This window comes from Janthinobacterium sp. SUN206, from assembly GCF_030587305.1.
Classification (GTDB): Bacteria; Pseudomonadota; Gammaproteobacteria; order Burkholderiales; family Burkholderiaceae_D; genus Janthinobacterium; species Janthinobacterium kumbetense.
Genome location: NZ_JAPWIB010000001.1, coordinates 936,680 through 960,103 on the forward strand (window position 1 = coordinate 936,680; position 23,424 = coordinate 960,103).

Consider the following 23,424-nt stretch of genomic DNA (forward strand, 5'->3'; position numbering starts at 1 on the left):
GGATGCGCAAGATGCATAATTGTAAAGCACGCCTGGCACAAGCTCAGCCCGCACACATGAATTTCGGCAATAATATGGCTGTAAATATGACAACCAAGCTCCATCGAGCATAAAAACGGAAAAGACGATGCACAAGAAACTCTGCGCAGCCGCGCTGATGCTGGGCGTGGCCCTGATGTTGCTGCAACTGCGCGCACATGCGGGCGACGACGTGATCAACGTGGCGGGACGCGTATGCCTGCCCCATTGAGCCGCGTCCCGCGCTGACGCTACACCTTGGCCGGTTCCCAGTAATTGGCCAGACCCAGCTTTTTCAAGCCGGCCGCGACGAAGCGCGGCTCCAGCAATTCTTCCGCCGTCAACGGTTGCCGGATCAGCTTTTGTTCCTGCGCAAACGCCAGCACCCGGCGGTAATGGCGGTACACGGCATCGTCGTACAGGGGCGACCAGCGCTCCTTCCACTGCAAGCCCGGATCGTCGTAGCTGCGCCGCACCACGCTGTCGGGCGTGCCGTTGCGCGTGCCATCCTTGATGACGGCTTCGCGGTTGCCGTCGAGCGCCGCCCAGTGCTGGGCCCGCAGCCAGGCCGTGGCCACCAGCTCGGCGATATCGGGATGCGCTTGCGTAAAGTCGCGCCGCGCCCACAGTTCCGCACGCATTTTACGCTCGGGTAAGCCCTTGCTGGACCAGATGATGCGGCCGATGCCCTTGTCTTCCAGCGGATAGCCATTGATCATGAACAAGGCGTCGACGGCGCCCGTGGCCAGCGCGGCCGTGCCCGGTTTGAGGTCCATATTAATCAGGCGGAAATCCGTGGGCGACATGCGCTGGTCGGCGATCAGCTGGCGCAAGCCCAGTTCCCACGGCCGGCCCCGGTGCACGCTGATGCGCTTGCCTTTCAGCTCGGACAGCGACGTGGCGCGCGAACCGGTGGGCACGAGCAGGAACTGGTCCGTGCCCCGCCCCGCAGGCACGATCACCTGTGTGCGCACGCCGCCCGCGTTGAGGATGACGGACGGCAAGTCGCCATACGCGGCCATGTCGATGCGTCCGCTGGCGAACGCTTCATTCATCGTGGCGCCCGTGTCGCCCGTGACGGGCAGCCATTCCAGCCGCACGCCCCGCTGCTTCAGTTCGCGCGCCAGCCAGCCTTCCTGCTGCACCCGGTAAGCGATGCCGCCCAGCTCCGCCTTGCCGTTTTCCGCAAAGCCCGTCGAGGCGATGCGCAGGGCCGCCGGCGGCGCCCCCGCCTTCGCCGCCGACACTGCCTGTCCCGCCAGGGGCAGCAGCGCCAGCCCGCCCATCACCGTGCGTCGCCGCATCGCATTCTCCTCATCATCAAGCATGGCCACTGTTGACGTACTTCCCGCTCAAGCCGCCCGGCGCGCGTGCGCCAGCGCCGCTTCGAAGGGACGGGGGTCGATCCACGCGCGCACGTCGACCTTGCTGGGCAGGAAGTTCCAGCGGAACAGGAAATCGCTGAAATCCTGCAAGCCCGCGATCGACGTTTCCGCCAGGTCCGTGTCCAGGCGCAGATGCGCATCCTTGCCGTAGGCCACTTGCACCCAGTGCTCGCTGGCATTCGATTCGCGCGCGAGGAAACGGCGCGTCTCGTCCGCATGGCCGCGCGCCCACGCTTCGGCCCGCAGCACCTGGTCGACCAGGGTGACGGCGGAAGCAAAATGGTTGTCCAGCAAGTGCGCATCCACGCTCAGCGTGCGCGGCGTGCCATTGTTGGCGCGGATCAAGGGTTCCGGATGGCTGCCCGTGTCGATCACCGTATGCAAGCCGAACTGCTGCGCCAGCTGGGCGGCCGACGCGCCTTTCAGGAAGATGGCGTCCACCTCGCCCCGCAAGAGGCCCAGCAATTCCGGGCTTTGCCCACCGCGCCGGGCGCCGCTGAACAGGTTTGTTGCCGCACCCTTTTCCGGCGCCGCCTCGCTCTGGCCCGTGTTGACCACATAATCGACCAGTTCCACGTCCGCCAAGGCCAGCCCTTCCAGGCTCAGCGCATTTTCCAGCCCCCGCAAGGCTTGCGCGCGCGCAAAGTCGATCTGCGCCTTGCTCCACAACGGCAAGCCGAAACGCCGACCCTTCAAGTCGCGCACCGTCTGGATGCCGCTGCCGGGTAAGGTCAATATCAGCTGCGTCTCGTCCGACCACGACAGGCCGATCACGCGCGTGTCGCGCCCCGCCGCGCGCGCCCACAGGGCGGGGATATTGCCGCCGTGACGCACGGAGTTCTGCAGGGTATGGTCGAAATGCGATTCGCGCACGGCTTCCTGGTCCGATTCGCGCAGCGAGCGCAAGCCGGTGCCGTCGGCGCGCAAGGCTTCTTCCAGCCAGCCTTGCTGCAAAGCTATCCCCAGGCCCGTGGGGACGGGGCAGCGCGTGTACCACAGGGTGTCGAGTGCGTTGCTATTGCTCATCTTGTATCTCCAGGTTGATAGATATCAAAAAAACTACAGCGCCATCCTGCGCGCCCATTCATTGCCATCCCACAAGCTGCTGGGGTGTTCTTCCCGCGCCACGGGCGCGTGCGATTCGTCGAGGTCGCTGAAATCCGCATGCAAGCCGTCGCGGATGGCGACAAAGCCGGCCGAACCCCGCTGGCGCGGATGGGCCAGCGGCACGTCCTGCACCCGGCGCACCTTGCCGGGACGCGCGTCGAGCACGACGATGCGGTCGGCCAGGTAGACGGCTTCATCGATGTCATGCGTGACCATCACCATAGTGATGCCCTCGTCCTGCCACAGGCGGCGGAGCTCTTGCTGCAGGCGCAAGCGGGTCAGCGCGTCGAGCGCGCCCAGCGGCTCGTCCAGCAGCAGCACGTCGGGCCGCCCCACGAGGGCGCGGGCAATGGCGGCACGCTGCGACATGCCGCCAGATAACTGATGCGGATAGGCATCCGCATAGCCATCGAGGCCCACGCGCGTGATTTCCGCCGCCACGCGGGCTTCGCGCTCGGCCAGCGGCACCTTGGTATTGCTGAAAGCCACGGCCACGTTTTGCTGCACCGTCAGCCAGGGGAACAGGCGGTGATCCTGAAACACGAGGCCCCGGCGCAAATCCGTGCCACGGATAGGCACGCCATCGTGCAGCAGCAAGCCAGTGTAATCCGTGTCCAGGCCCGCCAGCAGGCGCAGCAGGGTTGATTTACCGCAACCTGAGGCGCCCACGATGGCGACGAATTCGCCTGGCGCGATGGTCAGCGAAATATCGTCGAGCACGGGCAGCGGCGCGCCTTTCAGGGAAAACGACTTGCTCACGTGCTGCACTTGCAAGCCGCCGCTCAGGTGCTGCTGTTGCGGCGACAAGGCCGATGGGGAAACAAAATCATTCATGGCGCACTCTCTGCAGTGGGGGCGAGGGAAGGAATGGCGGCGGGCGGCGAGCGGCGCAGCCAGCGGCTGCCGTGGAAAACCAGCCAGGCGGCCAACCAGGGAAATAGCCAGATCAGGAACACATTGCGCAAGCCCGTCAGGTCGGCCAGGCGGCCCGCCGCCAGCGCGCCGGCCGTGCCGCCCACCATGCCGAACAGGGTCAGATGGGCGGAAACGCGGGCCTTGTCGACGGGGGCGCGGGCGATATTGTCCGTATTGACGAGGTTATTCACGCCCAGTCCCAGCCCCAGCAGCACGGAGGCGGCCAGGTAGGCGATGCTGGAAGGCCACAGGCCGAGGATCAGCAAGGCCGCCATGATGGCCAGGTGGGCGCCGCCATATAGTTGCTCGCGGTAGCGGCTGGCCAGCACGAAACGCCCCAGTAACAGCAGCACCAGCACGCAGCTGAGTCCCTGCACGGCCATCAGCCAGACGGAGTGGTGCGCAGGCCAGTGCAGCACGCGGATGGCCAGCAAGATGGAAAACACGCCCACGCTGGACGCCGTGAAGCTGGCGAGGATTTCAAACAGATAAGTCACGCGCACGATGGGCAGGCGCAGCAGTTCGCGCAGGCTGGCCGCACCCGGCAACGTGGATTGCCCCGCCTGCTTGCGCGGCGCCGTATTGTCAGGCAACACTTGCCAGCCCAGCACGGCCAGGATGGCGAACATCAGGGCAGAGATCAAAAAGCCCGCCTTCAGTCCCAGTTGCGCGATCAGGTAATTGCCGCACAGGGGGCCCAGAAACTGCATGCCGAGGATCAACGTCCCCTTGTACCAGCCCGCCTTGCCCTGCCCCAGTTCCGGCAGGCGCACGAGAAACACGGTGCTCATGGCCACGATGCGCAGCGAGATGCACAGGCCGACGAGAAACATCAGCAGGGCCACCCATTGCCAGCCGGGCAGCCACGGCAGCACGCAAAAGGCCAGCGCCAGGCTCAGGCTGACGCCCGCATACAGATGCTTCGGGTTGCCGCGTGAAAGAATGTAGCCGGCCGGTATGGTACCCAGCGCCATGGCCAGGGTTTCCGCGCTGCTGATCGCGGCCAGCTGGAAATTGCTCACGTGCAGGTGCAGTCCCAGCAAGGTGGCCAGCACCTTGTTCATGCCGATGGTCACGCCCGACAGCAAAGTCAAGCCGATAAAGCGCAGCAAGAAGGCGCGCAGCTCGCCTTCGCGGGCGCTGACGGCCGCGTCTGGCTGGAATGGCAACGATTCACTCACTGCTGCGCCCCTTCACCAGCAGGCGCGCGAGACGCGCAAACGCCACGTTCATCGCCTGCGCCAGCAAGGCGATCACGAGCACGGCCAGCAGGACGACATCCATGCGGCCCGACACTTCGCCGTTGAGCAATAATGACCCCATGCCGGGACCGGCTGAAAACAGCAGTTCGCCGCCCAGGCAAGCGAGCCAGGCAAAGGCCAGCGCATGCGTGACTCCCGTCACAATGGCCGGCATGGCGCCCGGCAGCAATATCTGGCGCAGGGTCTGCGTGCGCGTCAGGGTCAGCACCTGCCCCACTTCGCGCAAGCGTCCTTCCACCTGGCGCATGCCCGCATACGTGTTGAGCACGGTCGGGTAAAAAGCGGCGATGGCGATCACCAGCAGCTTGGCGCCGTCGCCATTGCCCACCCACAGGCCCAGCAAGGGTATCAGGCCCAGCAGCGGCACTTGGCGGATGCTGTGGAACAGCGGCCCGATCAGCCGGTCCGCCAGCGGCGACTGTGCCATCAGCGCGCCCGTGACGATGCCGGCGCTGCCGCCCAGCAACAAGCCGGACAGGGTACGGCCCAGGCTGGCGCACAGGTGCACCCACAGCTCGCCCGTGACGAGCAAGTCGCGCAAGCTGTGCGCCAGGTCGCCCAGGGAAACAAAGATATAGGCGGCCGCCGCGCCCTGACCGGACGCCCATTGCCAGGCGCCCAGCAAGGCCAGCGGCAACAGCGCGCCCTTGATGATCTGGATCAAACGTTGTTTCATGTGGCGCCTCCCTTACCATCGCCACTACGCTTCCAGCGCATCAGCCGTGCTTCCAGCGCGTGGCAGGCCCGGTCCAGGCCGAAGCCGATCACGCCCGTCAGCACCACGCCCACCATCACCACGTCGAGGCGGAACATTTGCCGGCCCATCTCCATCATCTGGCCCAGGCCGCTGTCCGCAGCCAGCAATTCCGCACCCACCAGCACCATCCACGAGCGCGACAGGGCGATGCGCATGCCCGTCAGCGCTGCCGGCACGATGGCGGGCAAGACGATCAGGCGGATGCGCTGCCAGCGCGAGAAGCAATACACTTGCGCTACCTCAAAGTAGCGCAGCGACAGGTTGCGGATGGCGTCATGCACGGCCAACGCAACGATGAAGAAACTGGCCTTGGCAACAATAAACACTTTAAAACTCTCGCCTATGCCGAACAGCAAGATGAACAGCGGGATCAAGGCGACGGTCGGCAACTGGCGCAAGACATTGAAGGTGGGGTCGACATAGGCGCGCAAGCCAGGGGACAGCCCCAGCACGACGCCAAAGGCCAGGCCGCAGCTGGCGCCCAGGCCGAAGCCGGCCAGCAGGCGGAACAGGCTGATGCCCAGGTGCTGGCCCAGTTCGCCGCTTTCGGCCAGGTCGCGCGCCGTCAGCAGTACTTGCCATGGCGACATCAAAATATGCGCAGGCATCCACTCGAAGGTGGTGGCGGCCGTCCACAGCAGCAGCAAGGCCAGCGGCGACAACCACACGGACCAGGGTGAACGGATAAAGCGCTGCAGCAAGGGGACCGAGGCTGCACGCGCTGGCGCGGGGGCGCGCGGCAAGGCGATGGCGCGGGCGATGGAAGTCATGGCGCCCAGTACGTTTGCAGTTTCAGCTGCGCCAGCGCCGTGTTGACGAACTGGGGCGCGAACAGGCTGTCGACTTGCAGGGGCCGCCCGATCAGGCCCGCGCTCTTCGCGTACGCCGCCTCGCCCACGTAATGCTGGCGCAGGCTGGCCGTAAACAGGGGCGACCAGCGCGCCTGCCACGGCGTGTGGTCGCCCGCCAGTTCGCGCCGCACCACGCTTTCCACCTGGCCCGCAGCCGCCTCCGTGCGCACGTATTCCTCCTCGCCGCCGGCGCCAGCGGCCCGGTGGTGTTCGCGCACATAGGCCGTCACCACCAGCTGGGCCAGCTGCGGCCAGCGTTGCAGGAAGCCGCTGTCGGCCCACAGCTCGGCGCGCATCTTCCAATCCTGCGGCGGTGCCTTGCTGGCCCAGATGATCTTGCCCACCTTTTTATCTTCCAGCAAGAAGGCATCGCTGAGGGTAAAGAAGGCATCCGCGCCGCCCGTCGCCACGGCCGCCGCGCCTGCCTGCGGATTGAGGTTGAGTATCTTGACATCGCGCAAGGTCATGCCATTCGCTTCCAGCAGGCGCGCGAACGGGTACTCCCACGGCCGGCCCCGGTGCAGGGCGATCTTCTTGCCCTTCAAGTCCTTGATCGAACGGGCCGTGGAACCGTTCGGCACCACCAGATAGGTGTTGTTGGCGCTGCCGCCGGGCAGGATCAGCCGCGTCTGCAAGCCCGAGGCATTGGCGATAATCGATGGCAAGTCGCCATACTGGGCCAGGTCGATCGAATGGTTGGCGAATGCTTCGTTGACCTGCGTCGCCACGGAATTGGTGGTGACGGGCACCCACTCCAGCTTCACGCCCAGCTTGCCCAGTTCGGCGGCCAGCCACCCCGTCGATGCCACCTGGGCGGCGGAACCGGCAAACACGGTCTTGCCGGACGGCGCCGTGCGGGCCACGACGGCGATGCGCACGGCGGTCGGCAGCGGCTCGGCCGCCACAGCGATGGCTGGCGCCAGCAGGCTGGCCGCCACGGCGGTGGCGACTGCCTTGCGCCAGATCAAACGTAAGAATTTCAATGACATTGCGGGCCTGTTCGTGAAAGGGTTACACCAGGTCGGTGGCGGGCAGCAGCGACAAGGCGCGCGCCGTGTCGATCAGCTTGCTCATCTTCCATTGCTGCAGCAGCACGCCGGGACCGAAATCGCGCGAACCGCCGATGGCCTCGGCCGCGATCTGGATCTTCGCGCCCTCTTCCAGCAGCAGGATGAATTCGGCCAGCTTCAGCAAGCCCTGCTTGCCCCACACGGTGGCGCCGCCATTCGCTTCCAGGATGGCCGTCGCATGCGTGTTGCGGGCGATTTCGCCGAGGATGAAATCGACTTCCGGCTGGCGGCGGTCGATATAGATGGGAATTTCGCGTACCAGCTGGTAGCGCTGCACGGGCACGTAGCGGATCGGCAGGGTGCGGTGCGTCTGCGCCCACGCGCCCAGCGACGGCGAGTGCACGTGCGAGATCGACGTGACCTCCGGCCGCTCGCGGAACAGTTTTAAGTAGCGCGCGCCGCCATTGTTCGCGTCGCCCGCGAGCACCGTGCCGTCCAGCGCCAGCACGGCCGCCTTCAGGGCCTGGCCGCGGCGGAACGGGCCCGGATCGTTGACCACCACCACCTTGTCGCCGCCCGGCGTGCGCTCGACGAAGCCCACCGTGCCGTTGGCCGTCAGGCTGCCCGTCTCGCGCAAGCCGTCGAAGGCGGTCTGCGCATCGCGGCGCACCTGTTCCACGAAGGCCAGTTCGGCCGCCGTCAACTCCTGCACCTGTACTTGTTGTGCTTCCGCTTGTGCCACGTCCGTCATGTCATGCTCCATTCGTTGGGGTTGGAATACGGGTCAGTCCTGCCTCTACTTTCGCAAGACGCGTGCCAGCGCCAGCGCCGGGAAAATGGTGAATGGCTGCTGCCTGCGCAACAGCGGCTGCTGGCGCGGCAGCAGCACCGTCCGCACGCGCTGTCGGCCAGCCAGCAAGCGGCGCGGGCACGTTTCCTGCACGGTTACAGGCTTCCACCACCACGAAGGAATCCCATGACTACCGCACCATCCCCCGCCGTCGATACCGTCTGGTTCACCCGCTGCCCCGTGCTCACAGCCACGGGCCTGGCCTACAAACTGGGCTGGCTGGACGAGGAATTCGCCCGCGACGGCATCGCGTTAAAGACCCTGCAGGAAGTGGGCGGCGAACTGGCGCGCCACCACTATGACCACGGCCTGTCCACGCTCGTGCGCGAAGGCGGCAACCTGCTGGCCCTGCCCGCGCGCGCGCAAGGGGCGCCCACGCGCTTGATCGGTCTGACCTGGATCGACGAGTGGCAAGCCATCCTCGTGCGCCCCGGCTCCGGCATCGCGACGCCCGCGCAGCTGCAGGGCAAGCGTCTGGCGCTGCCCGTCTTCCGCGCCGAGGACTTGCGCGACAACCGGCGCGGACGCAGCATCGCGCGCGGCATGAGCCTGGCCGGCTACAAGGGCGTGCTGGCGTCGGCCGGCCTCACGCTCGACGACGTGCAGCTGGTGGAAGTGGGCGGCGAGGCGCCGGCGCAAGCCAATCTCGGCGCGGGACTGTGGCAAGGCATCGCGCCGCTGCTGCGCGGCGAAGTCGATGCCGTCTACGTAAAAGGCGCGGCGGCGGCCGAGGCGGCCCGCGCGGCGGGGCTGGAAGTGGGCATAGACATCGACGCCCTGCCCGACCGGCGCTTCCGCGTGAATAACGGCACGCCGCGGCCGATCACCGTGCATGAGACCATGCTGGAGCAGCATTTCGAGCTGGTCGTGCGCTTCCTGACGCAAACCCTGCGCGCCGCGCACTGGGCCCGCAGCCACAAGGAAGACGTGCTGGCCATCCTGCAGGGCGAGACGCGGGCCGGCGCCGACGCCGTGGCCGAAGCCTACCGTGACGGTTTTCACCTGACCCTGGCGCCCGACCTGTCAGAGGAAAAAGTGGCGCTGTTCCGCCAGCAGAAGGATTTCCAGCTGCAGCACGGTTTCCTCGACCGCGACGTGGATATCGGGGCGTGGATCGACCGCCGGCCTTTGGAAGAGGCGCAGCGGCGCCTCGACGCGTTGCTGCACGTGGCGGCCTAAGCTGGCGCCATAAACGACAAGGCCGGCGCAATCGCCGGCCTTTCTACATCAGGCGGTCAGGCTCAGAACTGCAGCGTGTACGATGCCCCCACCGTGCGGCCCTGGCCGATGATGACGGTGTCGCCATTCACGGCGCCCGGCACGAAGCTGGTGAGCGTGTGGTTGCGGTAGACCTTGTCGGCCAGGTTGTTCGCATATGCCGTGATGCGCTGCTTGCCGCCAGGGAGCACGTACGACAGGCGTGCATTGGCCAGCGCGAAGCCGCCCTGGTTCAGCAAGTCGCGCGCGGAATTTTGCGGGTCGACATAGTAGTACTGCTTCGACGTGTAGCGCACGTCGCCGCTGAACACCAGCTGCGCGCCATTGCCCAGCGGGTAGCGGTAGTCGGCCGCCAGCAAGGCCGTCACGTGGGGCGAGCGCACGAATTCATTGCCGGAGCGGTCGCCGCCATTGTTCTGGATGGCGAAATCGTCGAATTCCGTGCGCAGCAGGCCGATATTGGCGTTGAGGTGCAGGTTGTCCGTCGGCTGCGCCTCGAGCTCGAATTCCGCACCGTTCACGTGGGCCTTGCGCACGTTTTGCAGGTAATTGACGCTTTGCGTGGGGTCGCCGTTGTACACGCCCGTGATATTCACCTGCACGTTCTTGTAGTCATAGTGGAAGACGTTGGCGTTGAAATTCAGGCGCCCGTCCAGCCATTCGGACTTGATGCCCGCCTCGAAGGAATTCAGGGTTTCCGGCTTGACCGTGTTCAGGGCGCGCACGTCCGTGGCGCTCGTGTTGTAGCCGCCCGACTTGATGCCGTGCGCGTATTTCAGGTAGCCGCGCAGGGTGCGGCTGAAGCGGTATTCGGGCGTCACGTCATACGTCAGCGCATTCCACGTGGTCGACGGGTTCGACGTGAAATTGTTGTTGGCCACGGAAGCGGCCGCGTAATTGCCGCCCTTGACCGTGTTCCACCAGTTCGATGCATCGCCAAACGTCACCGTGTTCGATGCGGCCTGCACGCGGCGCAAATCGAGGTCCTTGGTTTCCGTCGTCCAGCGCAAGCCGAAGGTGGACAGGAACTGCTCGCTGAAGTTGACGGTCGTGCTGCCGAAGATGGCCGCGCTGCGCGCCTTGTGCAGGTAGACGGTGCGGTTGTAGCCGACGGGCTGGGTGCTGCCCGCCAGCGCCGGCACGGTGCCGTTGGGCAGGCGCGCGCCAGCCGAATCGGAATCGATCTTTTCATTGAAGTAGAACAGGCCCGCCACCCAGCTCACGGCGCCGTTTTGCGGCGACGTCAGGCGCAGCTCCTGCGATACCTGGCGGCTGCTGGCCTTCGAGCGGCTGCGGCCCACTTCCAGCGGCGTGTTGTCGCTGTCGCCCGTCGCCTCGTTGCGGAAGTTTTCATAGCCGGTGATCGACGTCAGGGTCAGCTCGCCCAGCGCGTATTCCAGGTTCAGCTGCGCGCCGCCCTGTTTCACGTCGCTGTCGGCCGGCGCATTCGTGCTCACGTCATCGGGATTCGTGCTGGGGATGTAGCCATTGCGGTACACGCCATTCGCGCCATAGCTGGCCACGGTGGTGGTGGCGCCCTTGGTCGTGTAGTCGCGATAATGCAGGTTCAGATTGGCCGTCAAATCGCGTCCGATCAGGGCCTTGAGCTGGCCGCGGACGGCGCTGTCCTTGAGCTTTCCATCGCGTTCGCCCGTAAACTGGTTGTGGAAGCGGCCCTTGTCCTGCTGCTCCGTGTGGAAGGACAAGCGCCCCGCCAGCACCTCGTCGACCAGCGCGCCGCCGATGGCCCCTTCGGCCAGCTTGGTGTCGTAGCTGCTGTAATCGACCTTGGCGTAGCCGCTGGACTTGAACGACGGTTTGCGCGAAATCACGTTGATGGCGCCGCCCGTCGTGTTCTTGCCCCACAGGGTGCCTTGCGGGCCGCGCAGCACTTCCACCCGGTCCAGGTCGAACAAGGGAAAGCCCGTGGCGCTGGAATTGCTGATGTAGACGTCGTCGAGGTAAAAGCCGACGGGATTCGGAAAATCGATCTGCTGCTGCCCCGCCCCCACGCCGCGTATCCACCAGCGCGGACGGCCATGCTGCTGCGTGCCGGCCGACGCGTTCGGCACGTAATTGAGGATTTCGCTGGCCGAGCGGCCGATGCCCGTATCGAGCAGCTCCTTGCCGCCCAGGACCGTGATCGCACTCGGCACCTTCTGCGCGGATTCTTCGCGCTTTTGCGCCGTCACCGTCACCGATTGCAGCGCGGCGCCCTCGCCGGCGCCGTTCGCGTCGGCTGCGGCGATGACCTCGGCGGCAGGCGCTTCGGCATGGGCCATGCCATGGACGAGCATCAGGCCGCCGATGGCGAAGGCCGAGCGCAGCGCGCGGCGCACTGGCGTCAAGTGAAAGGGGAAAGAGGAAAAGGCGGCGGGGGCAGTCGAACGGCGCATGGGTGATTATCCTTGAGTAAAGTCAAAACGCGAGATGGTGATGACCTGTATTGCAAGGGGCATGCCCGCTGCCGCAGCGCAGCAAAATCGTCGTTAAGTGATTGATTTCAAAGGAAGACTATCACCATGATAGTGCTGTTGATTTGGCAGCAGCGGCGCCGCCGCGTGCTGCCTGCGCGACAGCAGGCGGTGGCGCTGCTGTCGCGGCAACAGGGGATACTCAGGCAGCGCGCAGCAGTGCCGCCGTGTGGCCACGCACGAGGGGCAGCACTTCCTCGCCCACGCGGTACGCTTCTTCCAGGTGCGGCGTGCTGGCCAGGATGAAGGCGTCGGCGCCCAGCTGCACCAGCTCGTCGAGGCGCTCGGCCACCTGCTGGTAGCTGCCGACGATGCCCTGCGTCTGGCCGCCGCGCAGCAGGTTGAAGCCGGACCAGATATTCGGCGCCGTGATCAAGTCCTTGTAGCTGTTCAGGGTCGTCGGGCGGTTGCCCCGCTGGCGCGCCGCGCCCACGGAATCGCCGCCATCGGCACCGAGGAACTGGCGCAGGGTGGCCGCATCGACGGCCTCGAAACCCTTGCGCACTTCGTCCCACGCCTCCTCTTCCGTGGCGCGGGCGACGATGTCGACGCGCACGGCGCACTTGATCTTGCGGCCCAGCAGCGCCGTCTTTTCATGCACGCGGGCGAATTTCTCGCGCAGCTGCTCGAACGGCTCCAGCCACGTCAGGTAGTAATCGGCATGCTTGGACGCGGAACCCAAGGCCGCGTCGGACGAGCCGGAAAAGTAAATCTCGGGGAAATCCTGCTCCGACAGCGGCGTGGCCAGGCCCGCATCCTCCACCTGGTAAAACTTGCCCTGGTAGGAAAACGGCCCGCCGCGCCACACGCCGCGCACCACGTCGAGAAATTCCGTCGTGCGCGTGTAGCGGTCGTCGTGGCCGGCCGAATCGCCCCACCACAGCTGCGCCGGACCGCCGCCGCCCGTGATCACGTTGTACAGGGCCCTCCCGCCCGTGGCCCGCTGCAGGCTGGCGGTCATGCGCGCGGCCACCACGGGATTCAGGAAGCCGGGCTGGAACGGGATCATGAAGCGGAAGGTGCGCGTCTCGCGCGCCAGCAGCGCGGAAATGGCCCACGGTTCGTCCGTCATGGGGAAAGACGGTATCAAACCGCCCTGGAAGCCGGACAATTCGGCCGCGCGGGCGATTTCCGCCAGGTAGTCGATATAAGTGAAACCGTCGGCGCCGCCGCCGCCGAGGCCGGCCTGGCGCAGGTTGTCATTGCCGGGAAACCAGTCGCCGCGAAACGGCGTGCGGGCGCGGTGCGAACTCGGTTCGCCATGCGTGGGGATGCGCCAGAAAAAATCGATAGCCATATGGGTTACTCCTTGAATAGGTTGGATACGGGGACTCAAGCCGCTTGCAGCTGCGCGCGCAACGCTGCCCGCACGCGGGGCAGCACGTGTTCGCCGATGCGGTAGGCTTCCTCGAAATGGGGAATGGCCGCCAGCACGAAGCTGGACACACCGGCTTGCGCGTAGGCTTCGAGCGCTGCGGCGACCTGTGCATGGCTGCCGACCAGGGCCCCGCGGGCGCCCGTTTGCGCTTGCGCAAAGCCGGGCCAGAACAAGGCTGCACCGCCCGCCGTGCCATCAGCCGACGGAGCATCGTCAGGCAGGCCCGCCCAGCTGCGGTAGCGGCGCGCGTCGCGCAAGGCTTCGTCGAACGTTTCGCGGGCCAGCACGTTGATGCGCAAGCCCGCCGCCACGGCGCGGCCCAGCTGGCGCGCCTGCGCATGCAGGCTGGCGATGGCGGGCTGCAAATCCTTCACGGGCGCCGCGTCAAAGACGTGCACGTCGGCCTGGCGCGCCGACAGGGCCAGCGCTTCAGGCGACTCGCCCGTCAGATAGATGCCGTTCACGGGATGGTTCGCCAGCGGCCCTTTGAAGCCCCCGTCCTGCACTTCGAAGAACTTGCCCTTGAAGCTGAACGGCGAGGTGTGCTGCACACCGCGCGCCACCGTGATGAATTCATCGATGCGGGGCAGGATGTCGGCATCCGGCGCCGCATCGCCCTGGCGCCGGCGCGCTGCCGCGTCGCCGCCAGGGCCGATCTGCCAGGCGAAGCGTCCCCCCGTGAAGCGCTGGAAGCTGACGGCGTTCTTTGCCGCATACACGGCCGAACCCCAGGCCGCGTCGAATTCGGCGATCAGTTTCAGGTGGCGCGTGCTGCGCGCCAGATAGCCCGCGACGATCCAGCTCTCGTCGCCCTGCGTATCGTGGCGTATCTGGATGCCGTCGAAGCCGGAAAGGTCGGCCGCGCGGGCGATCTGGTGCAGATAATCGAAATAATTGAAGGGCGGACGCGCGCCGCGCGGGTCACTCACGCCCGCCTGCAGGGGGCTGGGCGCGCCGGCGGCCCGTTCGCCACGGCGCGTGATGCCGGGCGCCGCGTAACGGCCGTCGCCGCTGGTGGGCAATTGCCAGATGAATTCTATGGTCATGCGTGGACTCCTGTCGTGGGTCGAAGAAAAGGCCGTATGCGCATCGCGCAGCGGCCTGCCCTACCCTCCTCGCAGAAAACATGCCATGCCGCAGAGGCCCGCCGCTGCCCACCGCTGTTGATTTGGCAGCAATCCCCTGCCCCCATGGCAGCAATGTGCTGCACGCGCAGCAGCCATGAAAAAAGCCGGAGCCGCATCGCTGCGGGTCCGGCTCCGGGAGGTCGCGCATGCGCCTAGTCGATGGCGCCCGCCTTTTTCAGGAAAGTGCGCAGGATGTTGCGGCTCAAATTCAAGTGCCTGGCCGTGCGCACCTGGTTGCGCTCATTGCGCTCCCACGCGGCGCGCACCAGTTCCTGCTGCATGGCCTCGAATTCCACGGCTTCGCCCGAGTCGAGCAAGGCTTGCCAGGCGCGGGCAAAGCGTTCGGCCGCCAGCAAGTCGTCCTGGCCGGACGCGCCGTGGGCCGCGTAGGCGATGTCGGCGCCACCGGCCCAGGCGTCTGGGACAGCCACGGAAACAGGTGCGGAGACAGGTGCGGCAGCTGGCGCCCTGTGCCAGCCCGACAGGCTCAAATCCTCGGCCCGCACGACGCCGCTGCGGCAGACAAGCAGCGCGCGGTGAATGACGTTTTCCAGTTCGCGGATATTGCCCGGCCATGGGTAGGCCAGCAAGGCATCTTGCGCGTCCAGGCCCAGTTCCACCTCGCCCAGGTGCAGGCGCTGCGCATAGATGGCCATGAAGTGGCGCGTCAGCGGCATGACGTCGCCCGGACGCTCGCGCAGGGGACGCAGCGGCAGGCCGATCACCTGCAGCCGGTAATACAGGTCTTCGCGGAAGCGCCCTGCCCGCACGGCTTCGGCCAGGTCCACGTTGGTGGCGGCGATCAGGCGCACGTCGATGGGGATGGCGCGCCGCGCGCCCAGGCGCACCACTTCGCGCTCCTGCAGCACGCGCAGCAGCTTGACCTGCATCGCCAGCGGCAAGTCGCCGATTTCATCGAGGAACAGGGTGCCGCCGCTGGCCGTCTCGAACCAGCCAGGCTTGCCCTGCTGCGCGCCCGTAAACGCGCCTTTTTCATAGCCAAACAGCTCGCTCTCGACGAGGGTTTCGGAAAACGCGCCGCAGTTGATCGCCACGAAGGTCTGCTCGGCGCGCCCGCTCAAGCCGTGCACGTGGCGCGCAATCAGTTCTTTTCCCGTCCCCGTTTCGCCCGTGATCAGCACCGTCGCCTCGCTGGGCGCGATGCGCTCGATCAGCTCGTGCAGCTGGCGCGAACGGGGGTCGGCAAAGACAAAGGCCGTGGCGCGTACCAGCAAGCTCATTTGCTGCGGGTCGCGGAAGGCGACCAGCGCCTCGCTGTCGCCGTCATCGCCCGCGCCGCGGGCCAGGTGGGCGCTGCGCGCGAAATCGCTGCTGAAATTGTGGGCTAAGAGTTCCATGGACCGACTATACCGCGCTCCATCTCCAGGCGTGAACGAATGGTGCCGCTCTAGCTTATCCGGAATTTGCATATGCGAAGAGCCGGGAGTGAACGCTGTTTTGTCGCAAACGGCGCACTTTGGCTGGCGATGGCGTCATCCCTCCCCGACTTCAACACTGACCTTGCGGGATTTGATTCGTCGCTACTTCAAAACGGTCGCCCGGCTGTCCACCAACACATCGAGTGTAATCGTTCCCTGACTTACTGCGTTTAAAATCGGCCACTCTGCGAATACGTCAAGAATAAATTTCTTTGAAGCATCTTTGGCAAGTCCCTGAGCCACTTCAAAATGGGTAACATTACCAAACTTTGAAATGGTTTTTTTCCCCCGATCAGTTTCCTTTGAGTCTTTAGCCATCTCTCCATGCGTTTCATATGGAACAGCACATTTCTTTGGTGCCCCCCAACTCACGTATCCAGATTTTAGACCCACCTCTTGCCATTTTTGAATATTCTCTTCTGCCTGGTCTCCCCAGGTTTTGACAACCTTGAAGTCCGATAAAGCGCTGGCATGATCGATATTGATTTCGACATAATTCGTGTGAGCATAGAAGTCCTGAATTCCATGCAGTGCCTGTCCCAGGGACAGGAAGGCCAGATTCAGTTCCAGATTCACCAACAATGGTTTTTTTGCCATGAGAAGAACCGTGGCCGCTTCAGCGTGCTCGTCCAGTTCGGCTTTAAGTTGTGCAATATAAGCGATAGCTCCGGAAAAATCACAGTTGTCGAAGTGGGCTTTTGATGCAGTCTGATGAACGATATCTTGCATGTAAAGTGCAATTTGCATTTGGCGCACATACCTCCGGCTGCTCAGGCCATCCAGCAGTATTTTATGCTCGCTTATCTTGAAATCAGAATTGCATCTCTCACAAATAACGGATATGGATTCATCTTTTGCCGCAGGAATTTCTTGCTGGATTTTTTCCATATCGATATCCGCTGCCGAGGCTCCCATAGCCATGAGCGAGAAAATGATAGCAACCGACTGCCGGAGTCTGTTAGACATCGATAATCTCCAAATTTTGAAAGTGAAATTTCGGACACCCGCACCATGCTCTTTTCCGCTAACCGAATCGATCATCAACTTTCAACAACCAGGCAGGCGGCTTTACGCCATGTTTGTCATAGAATGTCTGCAACCTCAAACGCGTTTTCCCGCCTTGGGACAAGCCTGCGTAACGTACGGCGTTATCGCCAAAGAATTTATTCGAGAGCGTCGTCGCGGTTTCGTCTCTGAGAGATGGCAGTTCTTCAAGCTCTTTGAAAAGTTTCATAAAATCGCTCAAATAGCTTCCAATTGAGCTGGCTGTCAGGCTCATTTCCCAGTCTGTGCCATATAAAAAGCGATTCGCCAACGATGCAGAACCCTTTTGGGCGGTAAGGTTATAGAGCTTTTGCAGATCGGCCTTGAGTTCAGCCTGGTCCGATATCACCTCGGTAAAGAATCCAGCATCGGCGTACGCGAATTCCCCAGGTCCGCTTGGATTCATTTCCTTTGCAAATGCTTCGGCAAGGGAGAATCCTGCACGCTGGTCCTTCACGATTGACGTGTCGCCAAAATGTCCGAAGTTGATACGCAGGCGTGGAAACTCCTTCAAGACGCACGCCCAGTATCTGGAGCCGGCCAGATTCTTGAAAGCCATGCTGGGGCCGTTAGAAAGACCCGTGTGCGCCATGACAGGTACACCATGCTCTTCACAGTAGCCATAAAGCCGGCGCAAGGCGCCATCAAGCAACTTTCCCAAATCAGGGGTATTTTGTACCCACTCCGGCAACCAACAACGCTTCCAGAAATCGGGCTCCGCATCTTGAATATGCTGATTTCCCAGCGCGGCAAAGCCCATTGGTGGGTATAACTTGACGCCGATAAATCCATGTTCATCAAGCGCGCCCTGGACAAGAGCAAAAGAACTGGTAGCTGATTCCCCCTTGCCGAACGCCACTTCTCGCAACGGACAGAATGGCACGAATCCGTGCATTCTCCCTCCCGTCATAATGGACAACTGCTCCATGACCTTGACCTGCGTTTCGAGCGTCGTCCCTGTTGTTTTCCCCTTTGAGATCCACCACGAATAATCGACCATGCTGGGCATAAGGAGGTCCACCGTTCGAACCCCGGGAACATTAAATGTGCGCAGATATTGCTGAATATTTACATACCGGTATTGGAAATTTTGAAGGATGAATTTAATTACACCCATCACCGACCTGTCTCCACTCAGCATGTCCAATGGCTCTGGAGCGTCCTTGTCCAAATCGGGAATCGTGGCAGGAAGCTTGTCAATAATTTCCAGGGCCTCGACTTGCAAACGGGTCTGCATATCGGGAACAAGGAACTTGCTTTGTTTTTCCACAATGAATGGCAGGTACAGGGGGGAGGTAGCGGCAGCGGTCTTCAAGGAAGCCGTACCGGCTGCATATGCGTTTCGTCGCAGCTGTGAAATGACCTCAATCTTGGCCTGCTCGGTTGTACAAGCAGCCAGTTGGGGGGACAACTCCCGGAGCGTCTGCAGTTCCACATTACCCGAAGGCGCCAATGACCACGCAAGGCCTTGTAGCAGCGCACCGACAGCCATTGCCGCAGGTCCCAGCGGGCTGGCCTCCCCAACCAGCACCTTTCCCACAAAGTCCATGACAGGGATATCCGTGCCATTGAAAATGTGGCAGTGGGCATCGATGGTCAAAGGTCCCGTCGGCAAGTTAATGTCAGGACTGTTTACGCAATCTATGGGACATGGTTTGAGCAAGCAACAGCCTGACAAGCCGACGGTTGTGCCAACCGCGAGAGCACCGATGCCTCGAAGGGCACGACGACGGGCGAAGTTCTCCGGAAAGTGGTCCATACAGCCCTTTCAGCAGTTCATTTCTTCGACTAGCGGGTACAGAAAAAATCGCGTGCTCGATGCAAGGGGGGATGGTATATTGATAATTTCAACTTGGCAAGATTTATCGCACAGGCGCGGGCGCGGACTGCGCGACTAATGTTTGACTAACAACGCCTGACACAACCGTAACGAGCGAAAGAAAGACTCGGCGCCCGTGTCGGCTCGAGAAGCGCAACTGTACGGAGTACGGGGCCGCCGAGGCAGTAAAAATTACGATGCGCAGCCGGTTTTGATAGGCTGTCTACGCCTGCTCCGGATCGAAATGCTTGCGCAAGCCTTGCCAGCAGACGAAATAATCGTTTTGCAGCAGGCCGCCGTCCAGCGCGAATGGCGTGGGCTTGAGGATGGTGCGCGTCTCGAACATGAAGGCCATGGTGTCGCCCACCTTCACGGGCGCGGACGTGTCGCTGTGCGACGCCTTGTCGAAGGTCTGCGCATCGGGGCCGTGGCCGGACATGCAGTTGTGCAGGCTGGCGCCGCCCGGCACGAAACCGGCCGCCTTGGCGTCGTACACGCCGTGGATCAGCCCCATGAATTCGCTGGCCACGTTGCGGTGGAACCACGGCGGGCGGAACGTATGCTCGGCCGCCAACCAGCGGGGCGGGAAGATGGCGAAGTCGATGGCGCCGAACAGGGGATTTTCGCTGGGCGCCTGCAGCACGAGGAAGATCGACGGGTCCGGGTGGTCGTAGCTGATCGAGCCGATGGTGTTGAAGCGGCGCAGGTCATATTTGTACGGCGCGTAATTGCCATGCCAGGCCACCACGTCCAGCGGAGAATGGTCCAGGGTCGTGCGCCACAAATGGCCGCCGAACTTGGCCAGCAGTTCGCATGCGCCGTCGATGTCTTCATACGCCGCGTGCGGCGTGAGGAAATCGCGGCTGTTGGCGAGGCCGTTCGAACCGATGGGGCCCATGTCGGGCAGGCGGAAGGCCGTGCCGAAGTTTTCGCACACATAACCGCGCGCCGCGCCATCGGGCAAGGTCACGCGGAAGCGCACGCCGCGGGGGATGACGGCGATTTCCTGCGGTTCCAGCTCGATCAAGCCCAGTTCCGTGGCAATGGCCAGCCGGCCTTGCTGCGGCACGACCAGCAATTCGCCATCGGCCGAGTAAAAGAAGCGCTGCATGGAGCGGTTGGCCGCATACACGTGGATGGCGCAGCCACTCATGGTTTCGGCGCTGCCGTTGCCGGCCATGGTCTGCCAGCCGTCGATGAAGTCCACCGCCGTGGCGCTGTCGGGCAGCGGCAGCGGGTCCCAGCGCAGCTGGTTCGGCGGCGTCGGCGGCATGGCGTGGAAATCGCTGACGATGCGGGTATTTTCCAGCAAGGTAAACGGCGGATGCTGGCTGGCGGGGCGGATGCGGTACAGCCACGAGCGCCGGTTCTGCGCGCGCGGCGCCGTGAAGGCCGTGCCCGACAATTGTTCCGCATACAGGCCCAGGGGCGCCTGCTGCGGCGAATTCTGCCCCTGCGGCAAGGCGCCGGGCACGGCTTCCGTGGCAAATTCGTTGCCGAAGCCGCTTTGGTAGCCGGCGCCTATCATGCGCTCTCCCCCAGTCCGTCGGCCGCGTCGCGCAGCAAGCCCTGCACCACGTCGGCCTTACCGATGGCGCCCATCGCCAGCAAGGCGAAACGGGCCAGGAACAGGGGCGAACGCTGTTCGCCCAGGCCGCCCATGGTGTGGCACAGCTCCGTGTACAAATTATCCAGTTCGATATCGGTCATATTGTCTCCTTGTTACTGTGATTGGGCGATGCCGGCCGCCGCCAGCGCTGCCGCCACCTGCCCCGCCTGCGCCTGCGCCTGCCGCCAGCGTCCCAGCACGTGCCCATCGGGGCGCACGAGGTAAAACGTGCCAGGCTGCGCGTCGAACAGCGAGAATACCTGCGCCGTGTGGTCCCAGGCGCACTCCTGCGCCCCACTGCGGGAAATCGCCACGCTCGTCAGCGGCAAGGTATCGCCCAGCGCCAGCAATTCAGCAGGAATGGCCCCGTCCTCGCTGAAGTACAGCCCCGTGAAATGGCCATCTGCGCGCTTGAGCAAATCGGTAATATACCCCGCTTTTTGCCCGCCGTCGTACGACAGCGCCAGCGGGCATTCCGGCAAGACCGTGCCCGGCGCGGGGCCGGCGGCAAACGTGTCGGGGTCCGGGGCATTCAGGGCCGACTGCGCATACGCGATGGCGCTCGTCTGGCGCGGGTTGATCAGCGAGCGCACGTGCGCATGCCTGCCCGCCAGGCCCAGCACGGCCGTGCGCATCAAATCAAAAGCGAAAGTGGGCGGCGCCATGAATTCCGTGCTTTTGGTGCCGTGGCGCAAGTTTTCACGGGCGGCGAACACGCGCTCGTCCGAATAGCTGTCCAGCAAGGCATGCGGCGCCTGGCCCTTGACCACGTAGGCCAGCTTCCAGGCCAGGTTGTCCGCATCGTCGATGCCGGAATTGGCTCCGCGCACGCCGAAGATGGGCACGAGGTGGGCCGCATCGCCCGCGAACAGCACGGGGCCATGGCGGTATTTTTCCAGGGTCAGCGCGTTGGCCTTGTAGATGGTGATCCACACGGGATGCCACGGCGCCGTCTCCCCCATCATGGCCAGCAGGCTGTCCACGCGGGGCGCCACGTTTTCCAGCAGCACGGCCGCCTGCGCATCCTCGTCGTCGCGCAACTGGTAGTCGATGCGCCAGATATCGTCGGGCTGCTTGTGCACCAGCACGGTCGAACCGGGATTCGACGGCGGGTCGAAATACGCGAGGCGCTCCGTCGGGCGCTCGCTCTTCAGGTGGATATCGACGATCACATAGCGCCCTTCATAGCTGGTGCCCTGCAATTTGAGGCCCAGCGCCTCGCGCACCACGCTGCGCCCGCCGTCGGCCGCCACCAGCCAGTCCGCCTCGATTTTGTAGGATTCGTCGGGCGTCGCCACGGTGACGCTGGCGCCGCCGGCGCGCTGGTCCACGCCAGTCACCCGCGTTTGCCAGCGGATATCGATCAATTCCGGCTGGCGCTCGGCCGCATCGAGCAGGAATTGCTCGATATGGTATTGCGCCAGGTTAACCATCGGCGGCAACTTCTGGTTCGCGTCTTGCGGCATCGTAAAGTGCAGCACTTCCTCGTCGCGGTAAAAACTGCGTCCGCCTGCCCACGGCAAGCCCTTGCTGATAAAACCGTCGAGCGCGCCCAGGCGTTCGATGATTTCCAGGCTGCGCCGCGAGATGCAGATGGCGCGGCTGCCCGTGCACACGCCGTCGTCCGCCTCGATCAGCACCGAGCGCACGCCGTGACGGGCCAGGCCCAGGGCCGTGGCCAGGCCCACGGGGCCGCCGCCGACGATCAGGACCGGGACATGCTGCGTGGCGGCGCCGGCCGGTTTGCCGGGCGGATACACCTTCGGCACATGGGGGTAAGGGTGAAACGTGTCGCTCATGATGGGTCCTCTTCGATCAAGTATGGTCTTTGCCGCCGCGCGCGATGGGCAGGGTCAGCACGATGGCCGCACCCGCCACCAGCAGGACGCTGGCGTACAGCAAGCCGGTGGCAAAGCTGTGCGTGATATCCTTCAGCCAGCCCACGACGACGGGATTCAGGGCCGAGCCGATATTGCCTGTGGCATTGATGACGGCGATGCCGATGGCGCGCGCGCCCAGGCTCAAGGCCCGGTCCGGCGTCGTCCAGAAGACGGACATGGCCGTATAAGCGCCCGTCGACGCCATGCACACGCCCAGCAGTTGCAGCACGGGGTTGGCCGAGTACGCCGTGCACAGCCAGCCGGCGGCCGACAGCAGCATGGGCCAGACGATGTGCCAGCGGCGCTCCTGCAAGCGGTCCGAGCGGCGGCCCCAGGCGATCATGCCGATCACGGTGCACACTTGCGGGATGGCTGCCAGCAAGCCGATCTGCGTGTTGCTGGCATTGCTATTGAAACTTTTCACTATCAGCGGCGTCCACACGGCCACCATCGCCAGGGTGTTGACCAGGCAGAAATAGGCGATGCCGAATTTCAGCACGGTGGGCGACAGCATTTCCGCCAGCACCGAGATTTTTTGCTGCGACGCAACAGGTTTCTGCTCGGCCGCCAGCATGCGCGCCAGCACTTGCTGCTCCAGCTTGCCCAGCCAGTTCGCCTTGGCGGGCGAGTCGTCCAGGTAGCCGTACACGGCCAGGCCCAGCAGCACGGAAGGCATGCCTTCAAGCAAGAACAGCCATTGCCAGCCCTTCAAGCCCCAGTGGCCATCGAGCCCCAGGATCAGGCCCGACAGGGCCGAGCCGATGGCGGCCGTGACGGGCATGGCGATCATGAACAGGGCATTCGCCCGCGCCCGGTAGGCGCTGGGAAACCAGTAGGTCAGATACAGCAGCATGCCGGGCAGGAAGCCCGCCTCCGTCACGCCCACCAAAAAACGCAGCGCATACAGGCTGGCCGGGCCGCTGGCGAACAGGGTCGCCGTCGAGGCCAGGCCCCAGGCGATCATCATGGAGCCTATCCATTGACGGGCGCCGATGCGGGCCAGCACGATGTTGCTGGGGATGCTGCAAGCGATGTAGGCGATGTAGAACAGGGTGGTGGCAAAACCGAACTGGGTGCCGGACAGGCCCAGGTCTTGCATCATGGTCAGGCCGGCGAAGCCGATATTGATGCGGTCCAGAAAGGAAAACACGAACAGCAGGAACAGAAAGCCCAGCAGATGGCGCGACACCTTGCGCATCACTTGCTGTTCCAGTTGCACGGTGGCCGCGTCGAGGACGGGCGTGGCGGGGGTGGCCGCGGGGGCGATGGTCATGCTGGTCT

20 protein-coding genes are annotated in these 23,424 nt (G+C 64.1%); 2 read left to right on the top strand and 18 right to left on the bottom strand.

The window, feature by feature from the left end; translation table 11 throughout:
• The first annotated feature begins 127 nt into the window (after window positions 1-127).
• Window positions 128-250, top strand: a complete 123-nt coding sequence (locus O3300_RS04095) for a hypothetical protein (protein WP_255206395.1) — start codon at window positions 128-130, stop codon at window positions 248-250.
• A gap of 19 nt (window positions 251-269) precedes the next feature.
• Here O3300_RS04095 and O3300_RS04100 read toward each other — a convergent pair whose 3' ends face one another.
• Genes O3300_RS04100 through O3300_RS04135 form a run of 8 tightly spaced genes read right to left on the bottom strand, consistent with a single transcriptional unit; the run spans window position 270 to window position 8,056 of the window.
• Complete coding sequence (locus O3300_RS04100) at window positions 270-1,322, bottom strand: ABC transporter substrate-binding protein (RefSeq protein ID WP_305052131.1); 1,053 nt, start codon at window positions 1,320-1,322, stop codon at window positions 270-272.
• Window positions 1,323-1,370: 48 nt separating this feature from the next.
• Window positions 1,371-2,429, bottom strand: a complete 1,059-nt coding sequence (locus tag O3300_RS04105) for an ABC transporter substrate-binding protein (protein ID WP_305052132.1) — start codon at window positions 2,427-2,429, stop codon at window positions 1,371-1,373.
• A 33-nt stretch (window positions 2,430-2,462) separates the two neighbouring features.
• Window positions 2,463-3,344: an ABC transporter ATP-binding protein gene (locus O3300_RS04110; protein WP_305052133.1), complete on the bottom strand. Its 882-nt coding sequence runs from the start codon at window positions 3,342-3,344 to the stop codon at window positions 2,463-2,465.
• Window positions 3,341-4,606, bottom strand: coding sequence for an MFS transporter (locus O3300_RS04115; RefSeq protein ID WP_305052134.1), 1,266 nt, complete (start codon window positions 4,604-4,606; stop codon window positions 3,341-3,343). The genes O3300_RS04110 and O3300_RS04115 overlap by 4 nt, the downstream gene beginning before the upstream one ends.
• A complete protein-coding gene (locus tag O3300_RS04120; RefSeq protein ID WP_305052135.1) occupies window positions 4,599-5,363 on the bottom strand; it encodes an ABC transporter permease in 765 nt (254 codons plus the stop codon). Before O3300_RS04120 ends, O3300_RS04115 begins: the two co-directional genes overlap by 8 nt.
• Window positions 5,360-6,214 carry an ABC transporter permease gene (locus O3300_RS04125; RefSeq protein WP_305052136.1) on the bottom strand — a complete coding sequence of 285 codons (855 nt, stop codon included), beginning with the start codon at window positions 6,212-6,214 and terminating at the stop codon, window positions 5,360-5,362. Before O3300_RS04125 ends, O3300_RS04120 begins: the two co-directional genes overlap by 4 nt.
• A complete protein-coding gene (locus O3300_RS04130) occupies window positions 6,211-7,284 on the bottom strand; it encodes an ABC transporter substrate-binding protein (RefSeq protein ID WP_305052137.1) in 1,074 nt (357 codons plus the stop codon). Before O3300_RS04130 ends, O3300_RS04125 begins: the two co-directional genes overlap by 4 nt.
• Before the next feature lie 22 nt (window positions 7,285-7,306).
• Complete coding sequence (locus O3300_RS04135; protein WP_305052138.1) at window positions 7,307-8,056, bottom strand: class II aldolase/adducin family protein; 750 nt, start codon at window positions 8,054-8,056, stop codon at window positions 7,307-7,309.
• A 225-nt stretch (window positions 8,057-8,281) separates the two neighbouring features.
• Here O3300_RS04135 and O3300_RS04140 point away from each other — a divergent pair, with 225 nt between their 5' ends.
• Window positions 8,282-9,334: an ABC transporter substrate-binding protein gene (locus O3300_RS04140; RefSeq protein WP_305052139.1), complete on the top strand. Its 1,053-nt coding sequence runs from the start codon at window positions 8,282-8,284 to the stop codon at window positions 9,332-9,334.
• A gap of 62 nt (window positions 9,335-9,396) precedes the next feature.
• Here O3300_RS04140 and O3300_RS04145 read toward each other — a convergent pair whose 3' ends face one another.
• The 10 genes from O3300_RS04145 to O3300_RS04190 form a co-directional block, all read right to left on the bottom strand.
• Entirely contained in the window at window positions 9,397-11,769 is a 2,373-nt protein-coding gene (locus tag O3300_RS04145) for a TonB-dependent receptor (protein WP_305052140.1), read from the bottom strand.
• Window positions 11,770-11,989: 220 nt separating this feature from the next.
• Complete coding sequence (locus tag O3300_RS04150; protein ID WP_305052141.1) at window positions 11,990-13,144, bottom strand: LLM class flavin-dependent oxidoreductase; 1,155 nt, start codon at window positions 13,142-13,144, stop codon at window positions 11,990-11,992.
• Window positions 13,145-13,179: 35 nt separating this feature from the next.
• Window positions 13,180-14,271: an LLM class flavin-dependent oxidoreductase gene (locus tag O3300_RS04155; protein WP_305052142.1), complete on the bottom strand. Its 1,092-nt coding sequence runs from the start codon at window positions 14,269-14,271 to the stop codon at window positions 13,180-13,182.
• 233 nt (window positions 14,272-14,504) lie between these two features.
• Complete coding sequence (locus O3300_RS04160) at window positions 14,505-15,710, bottom strand: sigma-54 interaction domain-containing protein (protein ID WP_369812260.1); 1,206 nt, start codon at window positions 15,708-15,710, stop codon at window positions 14,505-14,507.
• A 183-nt stretch (window positions 15,711-15,893) separates the two neighbouring features.
• Window positions 15,894-16,832 (bottom strand): HET-C-related protein, encoded by a 939-nt coding sequence (locus O3300_RS04165; RefSeq protein WP_143451555.1) that lies wholly within the window; start codon window positions 16,830-16,832, stop codon window positions 15,894-15,896.
• Entirely contained in the window at window positions 16,816-18,435 is a 1,620-nt protein-coding gene (locus O3300_RS04170; protein WP_305052143.1) for an amidohydrolase family protein, read from the bottom strand. The genes O3300_RS04165 and O3300_RS04170 overlap by 17 nt, the downstream gene beginning before the upstream one ends.
• Window positions 18,436-18,877: 442 nt before the next feature.
• Complete coding sequence (hmgA, locus tag O3300_RS04175; protein WP_305052144.1) at window positions 18,878-20,182, bottom strand: homogentisate 1,2-dioxygenase; 1,305 nt, start codon at window positions 20,180-20,182, stop codon at window positions 18,878-18,880.
• A complete protein-coding gene (locus O3300_RS04180) occupies window positions 20,179-20,364 on the bottom strand; it encodes a hypothetical protein (protein ID WP_289914562.1) in 186 nt (61 codons plus the stop codon). The genes hmgA and O3300_RS04180 overlap by 4 nt, the downstream gene beginning before the upstream one ends.
• A gap of 12 nt (window positions 20,365-20,376) precedes the next feature.
• Window positions 20,377-22,062, bottom strand: a complete 1,686-nt coding sequence (locus tag O3300_RS04185) for an FAD-dependent oxidoreductase (protein WP_305052145.1) — start codon at window positions 22,060-22,062, stop codon at window positions 20,377-20,379.
• A gap of 16 nt (window positions 22,063-22,078) precedes the next feature.
• Window positions 22,079-23,416, bottom strand: coding sequence for an MFS transporter (locus tag O3300_RS04190; RefSeq protein WP_305052146.1), 1,338 nt, complete (start codon window positions 23,414-23,416; stop codon window positions 22,079-22,081).
• Window positions 23,417-23,424 lie beyond the last annotated feature (8 nt).

Bases quoted from the DNA above. Each gene is read 5' to 3' on its own strand.
- O3300_RS04120 (WP_305052135.1), bottom strand. From the start codon at position 5,363: ATGAAACAACGTTTGATCCAGATCATCAAGGGCGCGCTGTTGCCGCTG.
- O3300_RS04110 (WP_305052133.1), bottom strand. From the start codon at position 3,344: ATGAATGATTTTGTTTCCCCATCGGCCTTGTCGCCGCAACAGCAGCAC.
- O3300_RS04095 (WP_255206395.1), top strand. From the start codon at position 128: ATGCACAAGAAACTCTGCGCAGCCGCGCTGATGCTGGGCGTGGCCCTG.
- O3300_RS04185 (WP_305052145.1), bottom strand. From the start codon at position 22,062: ATGAGCGACACGTTTCACCCTTACCCCCATGTGCCGAAGGTGTATCCG.
- O3300_RS04125 (WP_305052136.1), bottom strand. From the start codon at position 6,214: ATGACTTCCATCGCCCGCGCCATCGCCTTGCCGCGCGCCCCCGCGCCA.
- O3300_RS04130 (WP_305052137.1), bottom strand. From the start codon at position 7,284: ATGTCATTGAAATTCTTACGTTTGATCTGGCGCAAGGCAGTCGCCACC.
- hmgA (WP_305052144.1), bottom strand. From the start codon at position 20,182: ATGATAGGCGCCGGCTACCAAAGCGGCTTCGGCAACGAATTTGCCACG.
- O3300_RS04165 (WP_143451555.1), bottom strand. From the start codon at position 16,832: ATGATCGATTCGGTTAGCGGAAAAGAGCATGGTGCGGGTGTCCGAAAT.
- O3300_RS04140 (WP_305052139.1), top strand. From the start codon at position 8,282: ATGACTACCGCACCATCCCCCGCCGTCGATACCGTCTGGTTCACCCGC.
- O3300_RS04150 (WP_305052141.1), bottom strand. From the start codon at position 13,144: ATGGCTATCGATTTTTTCTGGCGCATCCCCACGCATGGCGAACCGAGT.
- O3300_RS04180 (WP_289914562.1), bottom strand. From the start codon at position 20,364: ATGACCGATATCGAACTGGATAATTTGTACACGGAGCTGTGCCACACC.
- O3300_RS04100 (WP_305052131.1), bottom strand. From the start codon at position 1,322: ATGCGGCGACGCACGGTGATGGGCGGGCTGGCGCTGCTGCCCCTGGCG.
- O3300_RS04105 (WP_305052132.1), bottom strand. From the start codon at position 2,429: ATGAGCAATAGCAACGCACTCGACACCCTGTGGTACACGCGCTGCCCC.
- O3300_RS04145 (WP_305052140.1), bottom strand. From the start codon at position 11,769: ATGCGCCGTTCGACTGCCCCCGCCGCCTTTTCCTCTTTCCCCTTTCAC.
- O3300_RS04190 (WP_305052146.1), bottom strand. From the start codon at position 23,416: ATGACCATCGCCCCCGCGGCCACCCCCGCCACGCCCGTCCTCGACGCG.
- O3300_RS04135 (WP_305052138.1), bottom strand. From the start codon at position 8,056: ATGACGGACGTGGCACAAGCGGAAGCACAACAAGTACAGGTGCAGGAG.
- O3300_RS04160 (WP_369812260.1), bottom strand. From the start codon at position 15,710: ATGGAACTCTTAGCCCACAATTTCAGCAGCGATTTCGCGCGCAGCGCC.
- O3300_RS04155 (WP_305052142.1), bottom strand. From the start codon at position 14,271: ATGACCATAGAATTCATCTGGCAATTGCCCACCAGCGGCGACGGCCGT.